Raw genomic sequence first — 17,795 nt, forward strand, 5'->3', positions numbered from 1 at the left:
GAGATGGTAATGAAATTACGCTTTTTATATTACTAGCGATCTGGCCGAATTAACAGTTCAGACGAAGCTTCGAGTGGAGACAAGAAGCGATGGTACCTGCCAACAAGAGTCGGCCAATGACACCTCGACTGCACATGATATTCCTCGATGACAGCATGCAGTCACGGCGAACAAGGAAAGAGCTTGGACGTGTTGCAGCGCTTGGCGCGGTAATAGTTCCTCCTGAATCTCTTAAGGTGTTTGGCGATTACGTAAAGATGTTGCGCGTACGCTACGGGGTTCCAACTTCATCTGAAATCAAGTGGAGTCCGTCTCCAAATGACTCTTGGATGCGAGCTAGAGAGAATACGCCCGCCCGCGTATCGCTCTACGAGAAGATTCTCCAGGGTGCAAGAATTTGTCAGATAAGGTCCGTTTATGCGGCACTAGATTTGGATGCTGTCACGTGGTGGGACGAAGATGAAGCCAAAAGGCGTCTTCTGGAATTCGTGTATGAACGTGTATCACTCAGTTTGGAAGCATCTGACGACGAGGATGCGGGAACACGCTCGGTAGGTGTAGTTGTTGCTGACACGCCTAGCGGCGACCGAAAAGATGAGAAAAAAATGGTTGCGTGAAACGCTTGAGCTGACGAATTACGGTACGAAATATGTAGCAAACGAGCGGATACACCTTCCAATTATGACGAGCTGGTCACACCATTTACCTCACCTTCAACTGGCCGACCTCGTTACGTCTATGTCGACCGCTGCGATCACGGGAAGCTCCTGGCTAGTGGCCGCGCTAGTTGGTTGCGCTGGTGGTTGGTGAGGCTCCTGGTGGTGTGGCGACAGCGGCGTCACGGGAGGTAGCCGGATGGACGGGCCAAAGGTGATGGTGCCCGACTGGGGTCGGACCGAGATTCGGGCGTTGCGGATGGTTCGGCGGATTACGGTGCGGGAGTTCGCCGCGCACTTGGGTGTGACCGCGCGTGCGGTGTCTTTCTGGGAGCGCGCGACGGCGCCAGCCCGTCCTCGTCAGGTGAACCAAGCGGCGCTAGATGCCTCGCTGCGGCAGGCGGACGCGGACACCCGGCGACGGTTCATCCAACTCTTGACGGAGTGGACGGGCTCGGTTCGAGTGGCTAGAGCGTGTCTCCCGATTCATCGGGCGAGCATGACGGTGGCGGCGAGGAGTACGCCGCCGAAGTAGGTCCGCGCGTACTTGTCGTAGCGGGTCGCGATTCCGCGCCACTGCTTGAACCGGCCGAAACCGCGCTCGACGGTGTTGCGCTGCTTGTAGAGCTCGGGGTCGAAACCCGGTGGCCGACCACCGGCGGACCCCTTGTCCTTACGGCGTTTGGCCTGGTCGGAGCGCTCGGGGATGGTGTGCCGGAGGCGTCGCCGCCGCAGTTCGCGGCGAGTCGACGGGTGTGAGTAGGCCTTGTCCGCCAGCAGGCGATCCGGCCGGTGCCCGGTCGCGGCCAGGGCCTCGAGCAACGGCGCCAGGCGCGGATTGTCCCCGGCTTGCCCGGCGGACAGCAGCATGGCCACCGGGCGGACACCGGAGGTGACCAGGGCGTGGACCTTGGTGGTCAATCCGCCGCGCGAACGACCGATCGCGTGGTCGTCCGGCTCGGAAATCTTGTCATTCGACCTGGCCCCCTGTGTGGTCCGCGGAGGGCGCGCCGGCGGCATGCTGGTGCGCCCGCACGACGGTGGAGTCCACCGACAGCAACCAGTCCAGCTTGCCCGTATCGGCGTGGTCGGACAGCACATGCTCGAAGATCCGCTCGTACGTGCCGTCGCTTGACCAGCGGCGATGCCGCTTCCACAAGGTCTGCCAGGGGCCGAACTCAGCGGGCACATCACGCCACGGCGATCCGGTGCGAAAGCGCCACGCGATCGCTTCCAGCACCTGACGGTGATCACGCCAGCGCGCACCACGCCGCCCAACATCAGACGGCAACACCGGCTCGATCGACTCCCACAACTCGTCCGTGATCACACCAGTTCTGATCATTCACCGATCATCAGCGAACCACCGGCCGATATTCGGGAGACACGCCCTAGACGCCGCTGATTGCGGCGAGGCTCTTGTCGTCGTGGCGTTTGGCGCGAGGTAGCGCGCGGCCGTTCGGATCGTCGTCGGCTTCCCACTGGTGACAGCGGGCCAGCACGGCTCCGAGGTCTCGCGATGTGGCTGCGGCCACATGGGGCCAGTCGTCAAGTCCAAGGTGTTGCATGGGTGTGTAGGCCCCGTCGGTGGCGAGCACTAGCCAGGGCACCTCGTCGGTAGGCCGCCGGGTCGTGATGGCGTGGTATGCGGCGTCTGGTGTGGCTTCGGCGATCCAGTAGCCGCCGTCGCGGTTGCGATGCTTGGCTTGTTCGGTCTGAAGTTCGCGCAGCAGGTCGCGGTGTTCGTCGTCGTAGCCGGTGCCGCTGGCAAGCCGGTCGCGGTACTTCCGTGACGCCGCGAAGCCCAGTGCGCCCAACCGGTCGTCGCGGATGATTTGGTCGGGCAGGACCACCTGGGTGTCGCCCAGCATCAGTACGTCGACGTGGCCTGCGCGCACGCGGGCGATGGCGACGGTGGCGGAGGGCGACTCACCGGGGGTGAGGTCGAGCGCGGTGGCCGTGGCGGCGATCGCGTCGGCGAGGGTGTTGGCCAGCTCGGCGGCGGGCTCGTCGGTGAGTCGCTGCTGGACCTCCCGGCCGAGAGTGTCGGCGTAGGCGGCTGCGGGTATCGGCACCGGGACGAACGCGGACGCGCCGTCGAGCACGATCACCGCGTTGGCGGTGGTGAAGATTCGGTCGTCGCTGTTGTCGAGGTCGGGAAGTTGCGCGGTCGCGACTCGCATGTGATCACCAAACGTAGGGACCGGCGGCAAGCTCGCTGCCGGTGATGGTCAGTCCGCAAGACGGCAGCTACCGTGCTCGATGAGGCGGGGCTGAGTGCGCGGGTGATCGCTGATCAGCTTGGGCACTCCAAGCCGTCAATGACCCAGGACGTCTACCTCGCTCGGAAGGTGGTCGATCCCGCGACGGCGGTGGCCTTGGAAGGGCTGCCCGATAATCGGTCGGACGGCGTTTAGTGAGGGTTTTCTGTGGAGCTGATCTTGACGCTCGGTCTCTGTACGCTGCCGACCTGGGTGTTTGGTGGGCCGCCTGGGACTCGAACCCAGAACCTACGGATTAAAAGTCCGCAGCTCTGCCAATTGAGCTAACGGCCCTGCAGGGTGCAGCCTACCTTCCCGGTTGATGTGTCATGCACGGTCCCGGGGGCATGGACTGCATGATCGACAAGTTACCGCACGAGTCGCCCGCGTGGCGGCGTCCAGGGCCGCTCACTCCCGCGTCGTCGCTCGTTCCAGACCGTCCAGGATGAGGTCCAGCCCGAACTCGAACTCGTTGGCGTAGGAGTACCCGGGCTGCAGGGCGTACTCCGTCGCCATCTCGACGAAGTGCGGATGCGTCTCCGCCGACACCTGCCGCATGATCGTGTCGGCCAGTGCCTCCAGCTCCTCGGGGCTGTTGAACGGTAGCTGCTGCTCCTGCATCGCGAAGCCGTAGATGTAGCTGTCCAGCACGGAGTAGGCGTGCGCCGTCATCTCGACGGAGAACCCGGCACGCCGAAGGCACCCGAGCACCGCGTTGTGATGGCGCAGGGTCGCGTGGCCGGGGTTCTTTCGCGACTCCATCAGTCCGATCGCCCATGGGTGCCGGTTGAGCGCGTCGCGCATGGCGACCGCCCGCTGCCGCATCGCGGTCTGCCAATCGACGTCGGAGCTCGGCAGTTCGATCTCGTCAAACACGACGTCGACCATGCCGTCAAGGACGTCGCTTTTGTTCGCGACGTGGTGGTACAGCGACATCGCTTCGACGTCGAGCCGACTGGCGAGCTTGCGCATCGTGAGCGCCGCGACGCCCGCCTCGTCGGCGAGTTCGACGGCGGCGCGCAGTACTCGCTCCCTGCTCAACGGGACACGAGGTTCCTCGGTCATCGGTTCCCTTCGATCTTGACTGCCTTACAGTATAAGGTTACCTTACATCGTAAGGTCAGAATGGGAGGACCGTCATGGGATCGGATCAGCTGAAGGTGTGCATCGTCGGAGCGTCCGGCAAGCTCGGGCGCTACATGGTGCGGCACGCGCTGGGCAAGGGCTACGAGGTCGTCGGCGTCTGCCGGGAAAAGAGCGTCTACAAGCTGGACGACGTTAAGGACCGCATCACCATCGTCCCGGGTGACACCAACAACCGGGACGTCATCCGCCGCGCGGTAGCTGACTGCGACGCCGTGCTGACGGTGCTGGTCCCGTGGGGCATGCGGCAATACTCGTCCGGAACGGCGCAGGCGGTGCTCGACTTCGCGCCACGCGGCGCGCGGCTGATCTTCTCCTGCGGCTGGCACATCACGCGCGATGGCAAGGACGTCTACTCCTGGAAGCTCAAGGCGCTCGTCAAGATCCTGGCCGCGCTCGCGCCGCTGATCCGTGTCGTCGACCTGAACGACCAGGTCGAAGCGTGTAACCGCATCTTCGCCAGCGACACCCGCTGGACCGTTGTGCGCGGCAGCGACTTGGAGGAAGGGCCGAGCGAGGGGTTGCCGGTGTGGAGCCGCCACGTCGGCGATCCGATCCTCGCCAGTAACCGCACCCGCCGCGTCGACTACGCGCTATTCATGGTCGAGGCCATCACCAACGACGACCTCGTGCAGGAAGCGCCGGCGATCGTTGGGTGCCAGACGCCGTCAGCGCTCGCGCATGCCTAGTTCACCGGCGAACGACGTTCCAGCAGGACCGTGTCATGCCAGACGCCGTCGCGTTGGGCGATCCGTTCCCGGACACCGACGGTCCGATAACCAGCGCTGTGGTGCAGCGCGATGCTGCCTCGGTTCTCGGTGAAGATCGAACTCTGCAACGTCCAGAGCCCGGCGGCGTCCGCCTCGGTCACGTGCTTGTGCAGCAACGCCTTGCCGATCCCGCGACCCTGGTGGCCCCCGGCAACGTAGACGGTGGTCTCGGCCACGCCTTCGTAGCACTCGCGCGGTGACACCGGGCTGGCCGACACCCAGCCGACGACCTCGCCGTCCAGTTCCGCCACCCAGCGATGGCCCGGCAGCCACTTCGCGTCCAGGCTGGCCTTGCTGGGCACGGATATCTCGAACGTGGCGATGCCAGTCTCGATGCCTTCGGCGTAGATACGTCGGACGGCGGGCCAGTCGTTCGCTTCGAGTGCTCGCACCGTGACGTCCGCTGGCAGGTCGTCTGGGCAGCACGGTCGCGGCCCGAGCAGTCCCATGACAGCGTCGGCCGCGTGTGGCAGGCCGGTGCAGCACGCCTCGTTGATCGTGACGATCGTTGCCGTGCCGCTCTTGTGAGTACGTACGAACCCGACCTCGGCCAGCTTGCGCAGGTGAAACGAGCACGTCGACTGGCTCGTGCCGAGGATCTCGGTGAGCGCACCGACCGTGATGCCCTTGGGGCTTGTAGCGACCGCGTGAAGCAGGCGCACGCGCACCGGTTCGGCGAGGCAGGCGAACCACTCGGCGTAGGTGTCCGCGTCGGTCTTCGGCAGGACTTGTGCTTGCGGTGCGGCGATCGGCATGGCGTCAGTGTATCGATTGGTATCGATGGTTGCATCTATCGATCAGCGTCGATATAGTCGTTGTCGATTTGATCGATTTCAATCGATAGAGGGAGTCGTGGTGGACGGATTGCCTGTGGTGGTTGTCGGTGCGGGACCGGTGGGGCTCGCGGCTGCTGCCGAACTGGTGGAAAGGGGCGTCGACCCGCTGGTGCTTGAGCGCGACGGACAGGCGGGCGCGGCGGTGGCGCAGTGGGGCCACGTGCGGTTGTTCTCGCGGTGGCCGGAGCTCATTGACCCGGCAGCGCGGCGGTTGCTTGAGTCGCGGGGGCGGCAGCAGCCCGACGACGACGCTTACCCCACCGGCGCGGAGTGGGTCCAGCGGTACCTCCGGCCGCTGGCCGACGCATTGGGCGATCGGGTGCGCTTCGGCGCGGAGGTCGTTGGCGTGGCTCGGCGGGGTCGCGACCGGGTGGTGGACGCCGGACGGGACGTCGAGCCGCTGACCGTGCACGTCCGTGGCGGCTCGGGTGTGGCGGTGGTGCACGCTCGCACGGTGATCGACGCGTCCGGCACGTGGGGCACGCCGAACCCGCTCGGTGGCGACGGCTTGCCCGCGCCTGGTGAGCGTGAAGCGGCGGATCGGATCACGTATCGGTTCCCTGATCTGTCCGAATTGGACGCCCGCGTGCGGTACGCGGGCAAGCATGTCGTCGTCGCCGGCAGTGGGCACTCAGCGTTGAGCGCGTTGGTCGTGCTGGACGAACTCGTTCAGGAGCATCCGGACACCCGGATCACGTGGCTGCTGCGGCGCGGACGCATCGGGGAAACCTTCGGCGGTGGCGACGCGGATCAACTTCCGGCGCGCGGTGCACTCGGCCAGCGAGCCGAGGCCGCCGTCCTCTCCGGACGGATAGATGTCGTCACCGGATTCCGCACCGAGCGCGTCGAACCCGGCGACCGGCTCGCCTTGGTGTCCACTGAGGGACAACGCGTTGCGGATGTCGATGAGGTCCTCGCGCTGACTGGGTTCCGGCCAGACCTGTCATGGCTGTCGGAGGTCCGGTTGGCTCTCGATACGACCTTGCAGGCACCGGTGGCGCTGGCGCCGTTGATCGACCCGAACGTCCACTCGTGTGGCACGGTGTATCCACATGGTGAGCGGGAGCTGTCCCACCCGGAGCCGGGTGTGTACCTGGCTGGCATGAAGAGCTACGGCCGCGCGCCGACGTTCCTCGCGCTGACCGGGTACGAGCAGGTGCGCAGCATCGCCGCCGCTCTCGCGGGTGACCGGGAGTCCGCAGAGCGGGTGGAGCTGGTGCTGCCGGAGACCGGCGTGTGTGGCGGGGCCGGGCTGACGGCGGTGACCGCTGGGAGCGGCGGCGGATGCTGACGCGATGTGGGATGGCGTCGCGGCGACCGTAGACCTGGGAGCACGCTCCAAGGTCAAGCCTGCTCGTACTCGTCATGCAGCCGCCACCATCCGTACGGCGGCGTTTGCGGCCAGCCTTCCGGGGAATCTTCCCACGTCTCCTGCCGACCGAACGGCGTCAGGTCGAGGAACGTCCAGCTGCTGCCGAGTCGTTCGACGCCGCGTCCTGTGGTGAAGTACGTCCGGTACACCTCGTCGCCGTCGCGCAGGAAGACGTTCAAGCCAAAGCCGTCACCGGCATCCATGTCGTCGTGGAAGCTGTTGCCCAACGAGGAGTACCACGGGATCGTCCACCCCATGCGCTCCTTGACCCGCAGGATGTCGCCGATTGGGCCCCGGGACACCAGCGCGAACGACGTGTCGCGAGCGTGTAGTGGTGCGAGGTGGCCGACGTTGTCGGTGAACATAGCGCAGCCGGAGCAGACGTTGTCGACGTCGTGCCACATGAAGCAGTACACGATGAGCTGGCGTCGCCCCTCGAACAGGTCGAGCAGGCTCGCGGAGCCGTCCGGCCCCTCGAATGTGTAGTCCTTGTCGACCCGGACCATCGGCATGCGTCGCCGCTCTGCCGCGAGCGCGTCCATGGCGCGGGTCATCTCCTTCTCTTTCTTCAGCAGCCTCTCCCGCGCGGCGTGCCACTCTTGCGCGGAGACGACGGGGGGCATGTTCATGCGACTCCTCCTGTGAGTTCCGTGAAGGAACCCACTCTAGTGCAGTGAGTTCCTTTAGAGAACCCACTGCCGTACGATGGTTACCATGCAGCGCACCAAATTCGGCGACATGGCGTGTTCGATCGCCCGCACTTTGGACGTCATCGGTGAGCCGTGGTCGCCGCTGATCTTGCGCAACGTCTATGTCGGCATCACCCGGTTCGACGAGCTGCGGCAGACCTTGGGCATCTCCCGCAAAGTGCTCGCTGAGCGCCTGAAATGGCTGGTGGAGAACGACGTCCTCGTGCGCGAGGAGTACTCGCGGCACCCGCCGCGTTTCGAATACGTGCTCACGCCCAAGGGGCAGGAGCTATGCGATCTGCTGCTGGTGATGGTGCGTTGGGGCGATCGATGGCTGGCGGGCGAGACGGGTCCGCCTGTGCTGTACCGGCACCACGCCTGTGGCGAGATCAGCCACGTCGAGTTGCACTGCGGGTCGTGTGGCGAGCCGATGCGCGCCACGGACGTCGACGTCATTCCTGGCCCTGGAGCCGAGTAGGCCTGAGCAGTGGTGAACCCACATGGGTGTGGGTGCCATACATGATCGACGTCGTGAGTATGGGTTCCTCCGACGTGGAGCGGACACGCTCTGTCGTCGTAGTTTCACCGCCATGAGTGCGGGCGATCTGTCGGGCCGGAGGGCCCTGGTCACCGGGGCGGCGAGCGGAATCGGGCGGGCCTGTGCGGTGCGGTTGGTCGAAGAGGGGGCGGCGGTCGTCGCCGTCGATCAGGACGCGGACGGCCTCGCTGAGCTGGCCAAGACCGTCGACGTCGAGCAGTCCGTCGTCGATCTCTCCCAGCTGAACGATGTCGACCGCCTGGACCTCGCCGTTGACATCGTGGTCAACAACGCCGGCCTTCAGCACGTGGCACCGATCCAGGAGTTTCCGCCGGATCGCTTCTCCTACATCCTGCGGGTGATGCTGGAGGCGCCGTTTCGCATCGTGCGTGGCGCGCTCGGCCACATGTATGCCGGCGGCTGGGGCCGCGTCGTCAACATCTCCAGTGTGCACGGCATGGTGGCGTCGCCCTACAAGGCCGCCTACGTCGCCGCCAAGCACGGCCTCGAAGGGCTGTCCAAGGTCATCGCGCTTGAGGGTGCCGACCACGGCGTGACGTCGAACTGCGTCAACCCCGCCTACGTGCGCACACCGCTGGTGGAGAACCAGATCGCGTCGCAGGCCAAGGCCCACGGCATCACCGAAGACGAGGTCATCGAGCGGATCATGCTGGAGCGCGCCGCGCTGAAACGCCTCATCGAACCCGACGAGGTGGCCTCGTTCGTCGCCTACCTCTGCTCCGACGCGGCGTCGTCCATCACAGGGTCGTCGATGCGGATGGACGGCGGCTGGACCGCCCACTAACCACGGCGAACAGGGGCCACAACGCCATGGCGGCTGCGACAATCGGGGGCGTGTTCTGGAACGACTTCCTCCGACTGCTGGCGCGCGACGCGGCGGCGGTCGAGTTCGAGGGGCCGCTGCTCGCCGCACGGGCGCGCGGCGAGCCCCCGGAAGTGATCGAAGAACTCGAGGAAGGTAAGCACCTCGCGTTGCAGGTTCGCGAGATGCTGGCCAGCAGACGTCGCCGGGAGGGCCAGCTCACCGCCCTGTTCGAGACCGCTGGCGACCTTGCGCGCCTGTCCGACCTCGACTCCGTGCTGAACGCGATCGTGCGCAGGGCGCGACAACTGCTCGGCACCGACATCGCCTACCTGACCATGCACGACCCCGTACGCGGCGACACCTACATGAGGGTCACGGACGGCTCGACGTCGGCGGCATTCCAGCAGCTCAGGCTCTCGTTTGGCGAGGGGCTCGGTGGACTCGTCGCGCAGACCGGCATGCCGTACTTCACGTCGAACTACATGTCCGACCCGCAGTTCCGCCACGTCCACACCATCGACTCCGCAGTCGAGCAGGAGGGCCTGGTCTCGATCCTCGGCGTGCCGCTCCAAATCGGCTCGCGGGTGATCGGCGTGCTGTTCGCCGCCAACCGCGCCGAGCGGCCGTTCACGCGGGAGGAAGTCGCGTTGCTCGGTTCGCTCGCCGCGCACGCGGCCGTCGCCATCGACCAAGCCCGGCTGCTGGAAGAGACCAGGGTCGCGCTTGACGAGCTGAACAGCGCTAACCGACTACTCCAGGAGCACAGCGAGGCCGTGGAACGCGCGGCGGCCGCCCACGACAAAATGGCGCAGCTCGTGCTCACCGGCGGCGGCGTCGCCGAGCTGGCCGTGAGTACCGTCGAGGTCATTGGCGGATCACTGCTCGTGCTGGACGAACACGACCGCGAACTCGCCAGCGTCGCGAACCCCGAGTCGATCGAGCCGCAGTCGTTGCGGGGCGCGGTCGCGGCATCGCGGGCGAGTGGACGGTCGGTGCGCGAATCCGGGCATTGGGTCGCCGCCGTCTCCGCGGGCACCGAACACCTCGGCGCGCTGGTCCTCAGCGGCAAACACGAGCTGGAGGACGCCGATCAGCGCATCCTCGAGCGCGCCGCCGTCGTCACCGCCCTCTTGCTGCTCGCGCGACGATCCGGCGCTGAGGCGGAGAGCCGTGTGCGTGGCGAGCTGCTGGACGACCTGCTGCGACGTAGCGACCTCGACCGCGCCGCGCTGGATGCCTTGACCGCGAGAGCGGACCGTCTCGGTGCCGACCTGGACGCGCCTTACTCGGTATACGTCGCCGATGTCGGCAGCGCGGATCGGCAGCGAGCGATCCTGGCCGCGAACCACATCGCCCGCACACGGTACGGCCTCGGCGGCAGCTTCGACGGCAAGATCGTCCTGCTGCTTCCCACCGAGGAACCCGGCAAGGAGGCGGCCGCGCTCGCGTCGGAACTGGGGCCGACGCTGTCGGCCGAGGTCACCGTGGGCGGGGCGGGACCGGCGCGCGGCGCGGCGAATGTGGCATCCACCTACGCCGAGGCGCAGCGATGTCTTGGTGCACTCCGAACGCTTGGCCGGACGGGTGAGGGCGCCAGCGCGGCCGAGATCGGTTTCGTCGGTCTCGTGCTTAGCGACCAACCAGACGTATCCGGGTTCGTCGACGCGCAGCTCGGGGCCATTGTGGACTACGACGACCGGCGTGGCACCGAGCTGATCAGCACGCTGCGAACCTACTTCGCCTGCAACGGGAATCTCGCCAAGACCAAGGATGCCCTGCACGTCCACGTCAACACCGTCGCGCAACGGTTGGACCGCATCTCGCGACTCATCGGAGACGATTGGCAGGCGCCCGAGCGGATGCTGGAGTTGCAGCTGGCCTTGCGGCTACACCAGCTGCGGCACGGCAAGCGCTGAACCTACGGCCGAGCGGCCCCATGTGAATTCAAGCCACACCCCATTCGCGATTTATGTGTCTTGGCCCCATGTCGCGCTGGGGTGGCGATTCCTAATGTGATCGCCGTGATGAGCGCCACATCGTCCTCGACGGGCAGTACAGACACCGACCCGGTGCTGCGCACGAGCGGGTTGTCCAAGGAGTTCAGCGGTTTCCGTGCCGTGAGCGACGTCGACCTCAGCGTCGCGCCTGGCACCGTGCACGCCCTTGTCGGGCCGAACGGGGCGGGCAAGACGACGCTGTTCAACCTGCTGACCGGCTTCCTCAAACCGAGCAGCGGCACGATCACCATCGAGGGGCACGACGTCACCGGCATGCGCCCCGAGCAGATCGCGCAGCGCGGCGTCGCGCGGTCGTTCCAGATCGCCAGCCTCTTCGAGGAACTGACGCTGGCCGAACACGTCGAACTCGCGCTGCAGGGTCGCGACGGCACGGGGTACCGGTTCTGGCGGTCCGACAAGCGCTTGCGCCGGTATGCCGCCGAAACGGGCAGGCTCCTCGATCAGGTCGGGCTTGGTGGCATGTCCGGAGCCCCGGCGGGCAGCCTGGCCTACGGGCAGAAGCGCGCGCTGGAACTGGCCCTCGCCCTCGCGCTGTCGCCGAGGCTGCTACTGCTCGATGAGCCGACCGCGGGCATGGGAGTCGAGGACGTCACGCGCACCATCGAGCTGATCAAGCGCGTGCGCGCCGATCGCACCATCGTGCTCGTCGAGCACAACATGCAGGTCGTCGCCGACCTCGCCGACCGGGTCACCGTGCTGCAGTTCGGCAAGGTGCTCGCGGAGGGCGGCTACCAGGAGGTCCGCGAGAACCCGGACGTCATCACCGCCTACCTGGGAGAAGCCGTTGCTTAACGTCAACACGCTGACCGCGCGCTACGGCGAGGCGCAGGTGCTGCAAGGGGTGTCGCTCGGTGTCGACACCGGGGAAGTCGCGACGCTGGTCGGGCGCAATGGCGCTGGCAAGACGACCCTGCTGCGTTGTCTGATGGGCCTGCACCGGTCCATGACCGGCGACATCGAGTTCGACGGAACGAGCATCGCGACGCTGCCGCCACACAAACGCTGCCGCCTTGGTCTCGGGTACGTGCCGGACGACCGCGGGATCTACGCGAGCCTTTCGGTGGAGGAGAATCTCACGTTGCCGCCGGTGACCGGCCCGAATGCCTGGCCGCTGGAGAAGGTGTACGAGACATTCCCGGTGCTCGCCGAGCGGCGGCGGCAGGCGGGCACCCACCTGTCCGGCGGGGAACAGCAGATGCTCGCTATCGCGCGCGTGCTGCGTATGGGTGCCCGCATTCTGCTGGCCGACGAGCCGACCGAGGGGCTGGCGCCGCTACTGGTGCGGCAGATCGGCGAGATCATTCGCACCGTCAAGGAGCACGGCGTCACGGTGCTGTTGATCGAGCAAAACGTCCACTTCGCATCGACGGTGGCCGACCGCCACTACCTCATCGCGCAGGGCCGTGTCGTCGAGTCGCTAGACAACGCGGAAGTCGAGCGGCGCGAGCACGAACTGCTGGAGTACTTGGGCATTTGACGAGGCATCTCCCCGAGAACCAATGACCAGGCTATCCATTCACGACTAGGGAGGAACTCACGTGGCAACCAAGCTCACGACAGTGGGTGCGCTCACCGCCACCCTCACGCTGGGCGCCGTGATCGCCGGGTGCGCCGGTGCGGGCGGGCCGCAGAGCGAGGGCGGCGCGCTCACCGACGACGCCATCAAACTCGGGGTGATCACCGATCTGTCCGGTGTGTACTCCGAGCTGGCTGGCCCGAACGCCGTCGAGGCGGTGAAGATGGCTGTCGAGGACTTCAAGGCCGAGCACGGCGATGACGCCGTCACCCAGAACATCGAGGTGACCGACGCCGACCACCAGAACAAGCCGGAGATCGCCAACACAACCGCGCGGGAGATGTACGACCGTGACGGCGTGGACGCGATCTTCGACGTCCCGACCTCGTCGGCGGCGTTGGCGGTGGCGAACGTGGCGCAGCAGAACAAGAAGATGTACTTCAACATCGGCGCCGCGACCACCGAGCTGACCGGTGAACAGTGCAACGCCTACACGTACCACTACGCCTACAACACCTACATGCTCGCGCACGGAACGGGAAAGACCGTGACCGAGCAGGGTGCGGAGAACTGGTACATCATCTATCCGGACTACGCGTTCGGTCAGGACATGAACAAGAGTTTCACCGCCGCGATCGAGGGTGCGGGTGGCTCGGTGGTCAAGGCGGACCCCACGCCGTTCCCGAACGACAACTTCTCGACGTTCATGACGAAGGCGCCAACACTGTCGCCGAAGCCGGACGTCATGGGCACGATGCAGGCGGGCGGTGACTTGGTCAACGTCGTCAAGCAGTACAACGAGTTCGGCCTTAGGGACAAAGGCGTCGAGCTCGCGGTTGGGTTGATGTTCGACACCGACATCGCCTCGATCGGTGTCGACAAGCTCGAAGGGACGCTCTACACGACGCCGTGGTTCTGGAACCTCGATGAGCGCAGCCGCGAGTGGGCCGACCGGTTCGCCGACCGCACCGGCACCCGTCCGACATTCGATCACGCCGCGAACTACTCCGCCGCGACGCAGTACCTCGAAGCGGTGCAGCGCGCCGGATCGGACGACGCCGACACGGTCCGCGAGGAGCTGGATGGGCACACCTTCGACGACTTCTTCGCCCGCAGCGCGGAGTTCCGCGCCGAGGATCACGCCGTCACCCACGACGCGTACCTGGCCCGGGTGAAGGAAGAAAAGGACGTCGAGGAGGACTTCGACTTCACGGAGAAGGTCGACACCATTCCGGCCGACGAGGCCTACATGGACCCGGCCGACTCCGGCTGTGACATGGGCTGAACCGGGGGTGCCGCCGGTGGCCGCTCCCCTCGGCCACCGGCGGCTCTAGCCGACGGCACTCGTAGCTCAGTTATGTGCCTCGGTGGCGGCCAGTGACGGTGCACAGTGACTCGTGGATGAGGTGACACGCAGGTGAGCGGACTGCTCCAGCAGTTGTTCAATGGGCTGGTGAGCGGCAGCTTCTACGCGCTGCTCGCGCTTGGCCTCTCGGTGATCTTCGGCATGCTCGGCGTGGTGAACTTCGCCCACGGCGCGTTCTACATGCTTGGTGCGTTCGGTGCGTTCGTACTGCTCGACAGCGTGGGGTTGAGCTGGTGGTTGGCGCTGCTCGTTGTGCCGATCCTGCTCGGCGTTTTGGGCATGGTGTTGGAGCGGCTGTTCGTGCATCGGCTGATGCATCTGTATCCGCTTTACAACTTCCTGCTGACCTTCGGTATCGCGTTGATCCTGCAGGACCTGATCCGGATGAAGTACGGCGTCACGTCCCAGCCATACGCCCGTCCGTCCATCCTGGACGGATCAGTCGACCTCGGGCTGTTCACCTACCCCAAGTACCAGGTGTTCGTGTTCGTGTTCTCGATCGCGCTGTCCGGGTTGGTGTGGCTGGTGCTCGCCCGCACCCGTGTCGGGATGATCGTGCGGGCGTCCACCGAGCGCGCCGAGCTGACGCGGTCGCTCGGCATCGACGTCCGGCGCTGGGTCACGCCGGTGTTCGGATTCGGCATCGCGCTGGCCGGGCTGGCGGGGGTGCTTGCCGCGCCGATGCGCGCGGTGAACTCCTCGATGGGCGCCGACCTGATCATCGTGATCTTCGCTGTCGTCGTCATCGGCGGCCTCGGGTCGGTGCTTGGCTCGGTCGCCGCCGGCTACATCGTCGGCATGTTGACCGCACTCGGCAATTTCTACGTTCCCGCGCTGTCGCAGAGCCTGGTGTTCATCCTCATGGCACTGGTGCTGCTGTTACGGCCAGCCGGACTCTTCGGCCGCGAGGAAGGCGTCCACGCATGATCCTGACCAGGCTTGCCAAGCTCACCAACGGCTGGAACCCGGCGCTGCGGATAGCGCTGCTCGTCATCGGGCTGGTACTCGCGTTCGGGCTACCGTGGACGATGTACCCGCCTGTCGCGCTGGACATCACCGCTTGGGCGTTGTTCGCGGTGGCGCTCGACCTGTTGCTCGGCTACACCGGGATGCTCTCGTTCGGGCACGCGGCGTTCTGGGGCTCGTCGGCGTACGCGACGGGCATCATCGCGATCGAGACCGGGATGCCGTTCCCGGTCGCGGTGCTCGGCGGCGCGCTGGTCGCCGCACTGCTCGCGCTGCCTATCGCGATGCTGTCCGTGCGCCGGTCCGGCATCTACTTCGCCATGGTGACGCTGGCGTTCGCACAGCTTGTTTTCTTCATCGCGAACCAGTGGCGTTCGGTGACCGGCGGTGAGAACGGTCTCCAAGGCATCCCGCGCGAGTTCTTCGGGCTCGACCTGTCCGACTCGTTCTATTTCTACTACGCTGCGCTGCCGCTGATCCTGCTCGGCCTCTTGGGCGCGTGGCGAGTGGTGCACTCGCCATTCGGCAGGGTGATGGTGGCGATCCGGGAGAACCAAGCGCGGGCGCGGGCGCTTGGTTACCCGGTCGACCGCTACAAGGTGCAAGTGTTCGTGCTGTCGGCGTTCCTCGCTGGGATCGCGGGCGGCGTCTACGCCGTTGGTCACGGGTTCGCGTCGCTGCAAGAGGTGTACTGGACGACGTCCGGCAAGGTCGTCGTGATGAACATTCTCGGTGGCATGGGCACGCTCTGGGGGCCGGTGCTCGGCGCGGGAATCATCGTGCTGCTGGAGGATTACCTCGCCACCGCGGGAATCGACGCGGTCGGCCTGGTCACCGGTTTGATCTTCGTCGTCACCGTGCTGCTGTTCCGGCGCGGCATTTGGGGAACAGTGCGACACCTGGTGCGCTCCCACGCGCCCAAGGACGACGGAAACGACGAAGCGCGGCAAGAAGAGCCGGAGCCCAAACCGGCCCCGGCCCGGCAAGGGTGACCGGAGGGAGCAACCATGGGCGGCAGAATCGTGCTGGCGGCAGCGTTCGTGTCCGTGCTCGCGGCACCGCTCATCACAGTGAGCGGCACCGGAGTCGCTGGCGCCGACGGGTGTGAGGGCATCGGGCGGATCGATGTCCCCGGTGCGGTGCAACAGAAACAGGCGTGCCTCGATGACCTGACGACGGCGGGCACCACGACGTCCGGTCACACCAACCCAGACGACTGGTCCGGCCTCCATGCGTCTGGCACGGAGAACCCGACCGGCGTGCCCGGCGTGCAGGTGGACGGTTACTTCCCGGACGAGTCCACCAGCAACACCAACAACGGCTGGGCGCACGACTCGCAGTTCGTCATCCGACTGCCGGAGGACTGGAACGGTAAGGTCGTCATCACCGGCGCACCGGGTGTGCGCAGGCAGTACGCCAACGACTACATCATCAGCGACTGGGTGCTCGACAAGGGCTACGCCTTCGCGAGCACCGACAAAGGCAACACCGGCCTTGAGTTCTACAAGGACGGCGCGCGGCCCGGCGACGCCGTGGCTGAGTGGCACTACCGCGTCACGCAACTCACCCTCGCCACGAAGCGGGTCGCGGCGCAGTACTACGGCCAACGTCCACATCGGACGTATGTGACCGGCATATCCAACGGCGGTTACCTTACCCGCTGGGCGCTGGAGAACCACCCGAAGCTGTACGACGGCGGCGTGGACTGGGAAGGCACATTGTTCACTGAGGACGGACCGAATCTGTTCACCTACCTGCCCGCCGCGTTACGGAACTACCCGGCTTACAAGGCTGGGGATTCCGACGCACACCAGGCGATGATCGACGCCGGGTTCGAGCCCGGCTCGGAGTTCCTGTGGGACTTCCACTACTCCTACTACTGGGACCTCACCCAGCGCATCTATCGGGAGGAGTTCGACCCGGACTACGACGGCGCGCTGGAGGCGGGCATCCCGTTCTGCCAGCCGGGAACTCCGAACTGCGACGCTGACTACGACTACGCCGCCCGACCGGAGAGCGTGCACGACGCGGTCGGCAGGGTGTCCAACACCGGCGACATCGGCAAGCCGATGATCACCCTGCACGGCACGCTGGACGCGCTGCTCCCAATACGCACCGACTCCGACGTCTACCGGAACATGGTGCGGCGCTCGGGTAAGTCGCGGCTCCACCGGTATTACGTCGTCGAGGACGGCAACCACGTCGACGGGCTGTACGACAATTACCCGGACCGGCTCCGACCGATGTTGCCCTGCTACCGCGAGGCGTTCGACGCGATGGTTCGGTGGGTGGAGGATCGCGACCGCCCCGCCCACAACGGCGTCATCCCCAATGTCGAGGACGACCCGGTGAACGACTGCGACCTCCCCAGCCCCGGCCGGGGTCGTGTCCCCCGTTCCTGACGCCGTGTCCCCCGTTCCGGACGTTGTGTTCTGCACTCACGACGCTGTGTTCTGCACTCACGACGTTGTATTCGGCGTTCGCGACGGCGTATTCGGCGTACCCGTCAGTGATGGGCGCGGTGTGATGTGCGCCGTGACCGGGTTTGCGTTGTCGCCGTCGCTGGCAACCCGATGGGTGTCATCACAGGAAGGAGGATTTCCACGATGGCTAACCAGCAGGGCATCAAGGGCGTCATGGAGGACGTCAAGGGCCGGCTGAAGGAATCGGCAGGCACGCTGCTCGGCAACGACGAGATGCGGCGTGAGGGACGGACGCAGCAGCACAAGGGCGAGTCCCAGCAGCGGGTTGCCGAGCACGAGAGCCAGGCCGAGCAGGCACGTCAGAACGCTGCTGCCGCTGAGCAGAACGAGCGGCGGCAGTAGTAGCGGCGCGACA

Annotated in this window: 17 protein-coding genes, 1 tRNA gene and 2 pseudogenes; 14 read left to right on the forward strand and 6 right to left on the reverse strand. The window is 66.0% G+C overall.

What is annotated here, in order from left to right:
- Positions 1-116: 116 nt before the first annotated feature.
- Complete coding sequence (locus ACFQGD_RS02160; protein WP_345402507.1) at positions 117-617, forward strand: hypothetical protein; 501 nt, start codon at positions 117-119, stop codon at positions 615-617.
- A gap of 525 nt (positions 618-1,142) precedes the next feature.
- On the opposite strand, the pseudogene ACFQGD_RS02165 reads toward ACFQGD_RS02160, so the two are convergent.
- Both ACFQGD_RS02165 and ACFQGD_RS02170 read right to left on the reverse strand, forming a co-directional pair.
- Positions 1,143-2,001, reverse strand: a pseudogene (locus ACFQGD_RS02165) (IS5 family transposase).
- Between the two features lie 46 nt (positions 2,002-2,047).
- Positions 2,048-2,839 carry a protein phosphatase 2C domain-containing protein gene (locus tag ACFQGD_RS02170; RefSeq protein WP_345406628.1) on the reverse strand — a complete coding sequence of 264 codons (792 nt, stop codon included), beginning with the start codon at positions 2,837-2,839 and terminating at the stop codon, positions 2,048-2,050.
- 54 nt (positions 2,840-2,893) lie between these two features.
- Between ACFQGD_RS02170 and ACFQGD_RS02175 the strand changes: the two are divergent.
- A pseudogene (locus ACFQGD_RS02175) lies at positions 2,894-3,073 on the forward strand (site-specific integrase); the annotation flags it as partial.
- A 62-nt stretch (positions 3,074-3,135) separates the two neighbouring features.
- Here the strand turns inward: ACFQGD_RS02175 and ACFQGD_RS02180 are convergent.
- A tRNA-Lys gene (locus tag ACFQGD_RS02180) sits at positions 3,136-3,211 on the reverse strand.
- Between the two features lie 114 nt (positions 3,212-3,325).
- The gene (locus ACFQGD_RS02185) at positions 3,326-3,982 is read right to left on the reverse strand and encodes a TetR/AcrR family transcriptional regulator (protein ID WP_345406634.1); all 657 of its coding nucleotides are present in this window, start codon (positions 3,980-3,982) and stop codon (positions 3,326-3,328) included.
- A gap of 74 nt (positions 3,983-4,056) precedes the next feature.
- Between ACFQGD_RS02185 and ACFQGD_RS02190 the strand changes: the two genes are divergently transcribed.
- On the forward strand, positions 4,057-4,749 hold the full coding sequence (locus ACFQGD_RS02190; protein ID WP_345406637.1) for an NAD(P)-dependent oxidoreductase: 693 nt from the start codon (positions 4,057-4,059) through the stop codon (positions 4,747-4,749).
- On the opposite strand, the gene ACFQGD_RS02195 is transcribed toward ACFQGD_RS02190, so the two are convergent.
- Positions 4,746-5,585: a helix-turn-helix domain-containing GNAT family N-acetyltransferase gene (locus tag ACFQGD_RS02195; protein ID WP_345406640.1), complete on the reverse strand. Its 840-nt coding sequence runs from the start codon at positions 5,583-5,585 to the stop codon at positions 4,746-4,748. The genes ACFQGD_RS02190 and ACFQGD_RS02195 overlap by 4 nt on opposite strands.
- Before the next feature lie 100 nt (positions 5,586-5,685).
- Between ACFQGD_RS02195 and ACFQGD_RS02200 the strand changes: the two genes are divergently transcribed.
- Positions 5,686-6,957: an FAD-dependent oxidoreductase gene (locus ACFQGD_RS02200; protein ID WP_345406643.1), complete on the forward strand. Its 1,272-nt coding sequence runs from the start codon at positions 5,686-5,688 to the stop codon at positions 6,955-6,957.
- Positions 6,958-7,010: 53 nt separating this feature from the next.
- Here ACFQGD_RS02200 and ACFQGD_RS02205 read toward each other — a convergent pair whose 3' ends face one another.
- Positions 7,011-7,667 carry a DUF899 domain-containing protein gene (locus ACFQGD_RS02205; RefSeq protein WP_345406646.1) on the reverse strand — a complete coding sequence of 219 codons (657 nt, stop codon included), beginning with the start codon at positions 7,665-7,667 and terminating at the stop codon, positions 7,011-7,013.
- A gap of 85 nt (positions 7,668-7,752) precedes the next feature.
- Here ACFQGD_RS02205 and ACFQGD_RS02210 point away from each other — a divergent pair, with 85 nt between their 5' ends.
- The 10 genes from ACFQGD_RS02210 to mbp1 all read left to right on the forward strand — a co-directional run bounded on the left by ACFQGD_RS02210 (position 7,753) and on the right by mbp1 (position 17,782).
- Complete coding sequence (locus tag ACFQGD_RS02210) at positions 7,753-8,205, forward strand: winged helix-turn-helix transcriptional regulator (RefSeq protein ID WP_345406649.1); 453 nt, start codon at positions 7,753-7,755, stop codon at positions 8,203-8,205.
- A gap of 112 nt (positions 8,206-8,317) precedes the next feature.
- Positions 8,318-9,070, forward strand: a complete 753-nt coding sequence (locus tag ACFQGD_RS02215; protein ID WP_345406652.1) for a 3-hydroxybutyrate dehydrogenase — start codon at positions 8,318-8,320, stop codon at positions 9,068-9,070.
- Positions 9,071-9,120: 50 nt separating this feature from the next.
- Positions 9,121-11,007: a helix-turn-helix domain-containing protein gene (locus ACFQGD_RS02220; RefSeq protein ID WP_390221002.1), complete on the forward strand. Its 1,887-nt coding sequence runs from the start codon at positions 9,121-9,123 to the stop codon at positions 11,005-11,007.
- Positions 11,008-11,115: 108 nt separating this feature from the next.
- Positions 11,116-11,901: an ABC transporter ATP-binding protein gene (locus tag ACFQGD_RS02225; protein ID WP_345406658.1), complete on the forward strand. Its 786-nt coding sequence runs from the start codon at positions 11,116-11,118 to the stop codon at positions 11,899-11,901.
- On the forward strand, positions 11,894-12,586 hold the full coding sequence (locus ACFQGD_RS02230; RefSeq protein ID WP_345406661.1) for an ABC transporter ATP-binding protein: 693 nt from the start codon (positions 11,894-11,896) through the stop codon (positions 12,584-12,586). Before ACFQGD_RS02225 ends, ACFQGD_RS02230 begins: the two co-directional genes overlap by 8 nt.
- Positions 12,587-12,647: 61 nt before the next feature.
- On the forward strand, positions 12,648-13,910 hold the full coding sequence (locus ACFQGD_RS02235; RefSeq protein ID WP_345406664.1) for an ABC transporter substrate-binding protein: 1,263 nt from the start codon (positions 12,648-12,650) through the stop codon (positions 13,908-13,910).
- Positions 13,911-14,042: 132 nt separating this feature from the next.
- Positions 14,043-14,918, forward strand: a complete 876-nt coding sequence (locus ACFQGD_RS02240) for a branched-chain amino acid ABC transporter permease (protein WP_345406666.1) — start codon at positions 14,043-14,045, stop codon at positions 14,916-14,918.
- Positions 14,915-15,949 (forward strand): branched-chain amino acid ABC transporter permease, encoded by a 1,035-nt coding sequence (locus tag ACFQGD_RS02245; protein ID WP_345406669.1) that lies wholly within the window; start codon positions 14,915-14,917, stop codon positions 15,947-15,949. The genes ACFQGD_RS02240 and ACFQGD_RS02245 overlap by 4 nt, the downstream gene beginning before the upstream one ends.
- A 15-nt stretch (positions 15,950-15,964) precedes the next feature.
- Positions 15,965-17,359: a tannase/feruloyl esterase family alpha/beta hydrolase gene (locus ACFQGD_RS02250; RefSeq protein WP_345406672.1), complete on the forward strand. Its 1,395-nt coding sequence runs from the start codon at positions 15,965-15,967 to the stop codon at positions 17,357-17,359.
- A gap of 204 nt (positions 17,360-17,563) precedes the next feature.
- A complete protein-coding gene (gene mbp1, locus ACFQGD_RS02255; protein WP_345406675.1) occupies positions 17,564-17,782 on the forward strand; it encodes a microaggregate-binding protein 1 in 219 nt (72 codons plus the stop codon).
- Positions 17,783-17,795 lie beyond the last annotated feature (13 nt).

The organism is Haloechinothrix salitolerans (genome assembly GCF_042662605.1).
GTDB classification, from domain to species: domain Bacteria; phylum Actinomycetota; class Actinomycetes; order Mycobacteriales; family Pseudonocardiaceae; genus Haloechinothrix_A; species Haloechinothrix_A salitolerans.

Excerpts from the sequence above, each read along its gene's own strand:
- ACFQGD_RS02190 (WP_345406637.1), top strand. The coding sequence starts at position 4,057 with ATGGGATCGGATCAGCTGAAGGTGTGCATCGTCGGAGCGTCCGGCAAG.
- ACFQGD_RS02195 (WP_345406640.1), bottom strand. The coding sequence starts at position 5,585 with ATGCCGATCGCCGCACCGCAAGCACAAGTCCTGCCGAAGACCGACGCG.
- ACFQGD_RS02215 (WP_345406652.1), top strand. The coding sequence starts at position 8,318 with ATGAGTGCGGGCGATCTGTCGGGCCGGAGGGCCCTGGTCACCGGGGCG.
- ACFQGD_RS02225 (WP_345406658.1), top strand. The coding sequence starts at position 11,116 with ATGAGCGCCACATCGTCCTCGACGGGCAGTACAGACACCGACCCGGTG.
- ACFQGD_RS02205 (WP_345406646.1), bottom strand. The coding sequence starts at position 7,667 with ATGAACATGCCCCCCGTCGTCTCCGCGCAAGAGTGGCACGCCGCGCGG.
- ACFQGD_RS02170 (WP_345406628.1), bottom strand. The coding sequence starts at position 2,839 with ATGCGAGTCGCGACCGCGCAACTTCCCGACCTCGACAACAGCGACGAC.
- ACFQGD_RS02250 (WP_345406672.1), top strand. The coding sequence starts at position 15,965 with ATGGGCGGCAGAATCGTGCTGGCGGCAGCGTTCGTGTCCGTGCTCGCG.
- ACFQGD_RS02210 (WP_345406649.1), top strand. The coding sequence starts at position 7,753 with ATGCAGCGCACCAAATTCGGCGACATGGCGTGTTCGATCGCCCGCACT.
- mbp1 (WP_345406675.1), top strand. The coding sequence starts at position 17,564 with ATGGCTAACCAGCAGGGCATCAAGGGCGTCATGGAGGACGTCAAGGGC.
- ACFQGD_RS02185 (WP_345406634.1), bottom strand. The coding sequence starts at position 3,982 with ATGACCGAGGAACCTCGTGTCCCGTTGAGCAGGGAGCGAGTACTGCGC.
- ACFQGD_RS02160 (WP_345402507.1), top strand. The coding sequence starts at position 117 with ATGACACCTCGACTGCACATGATATTCCTCGATGACAGCATGCAGTCA.
- ACFQGD_RS02245 (WP_345406669.1), top strand. The coding sequence starts at position 14,915 with ATGATCCTGACCAGGCTTGCCAAGCTCACCAACGGCTGGAACCCGGCG.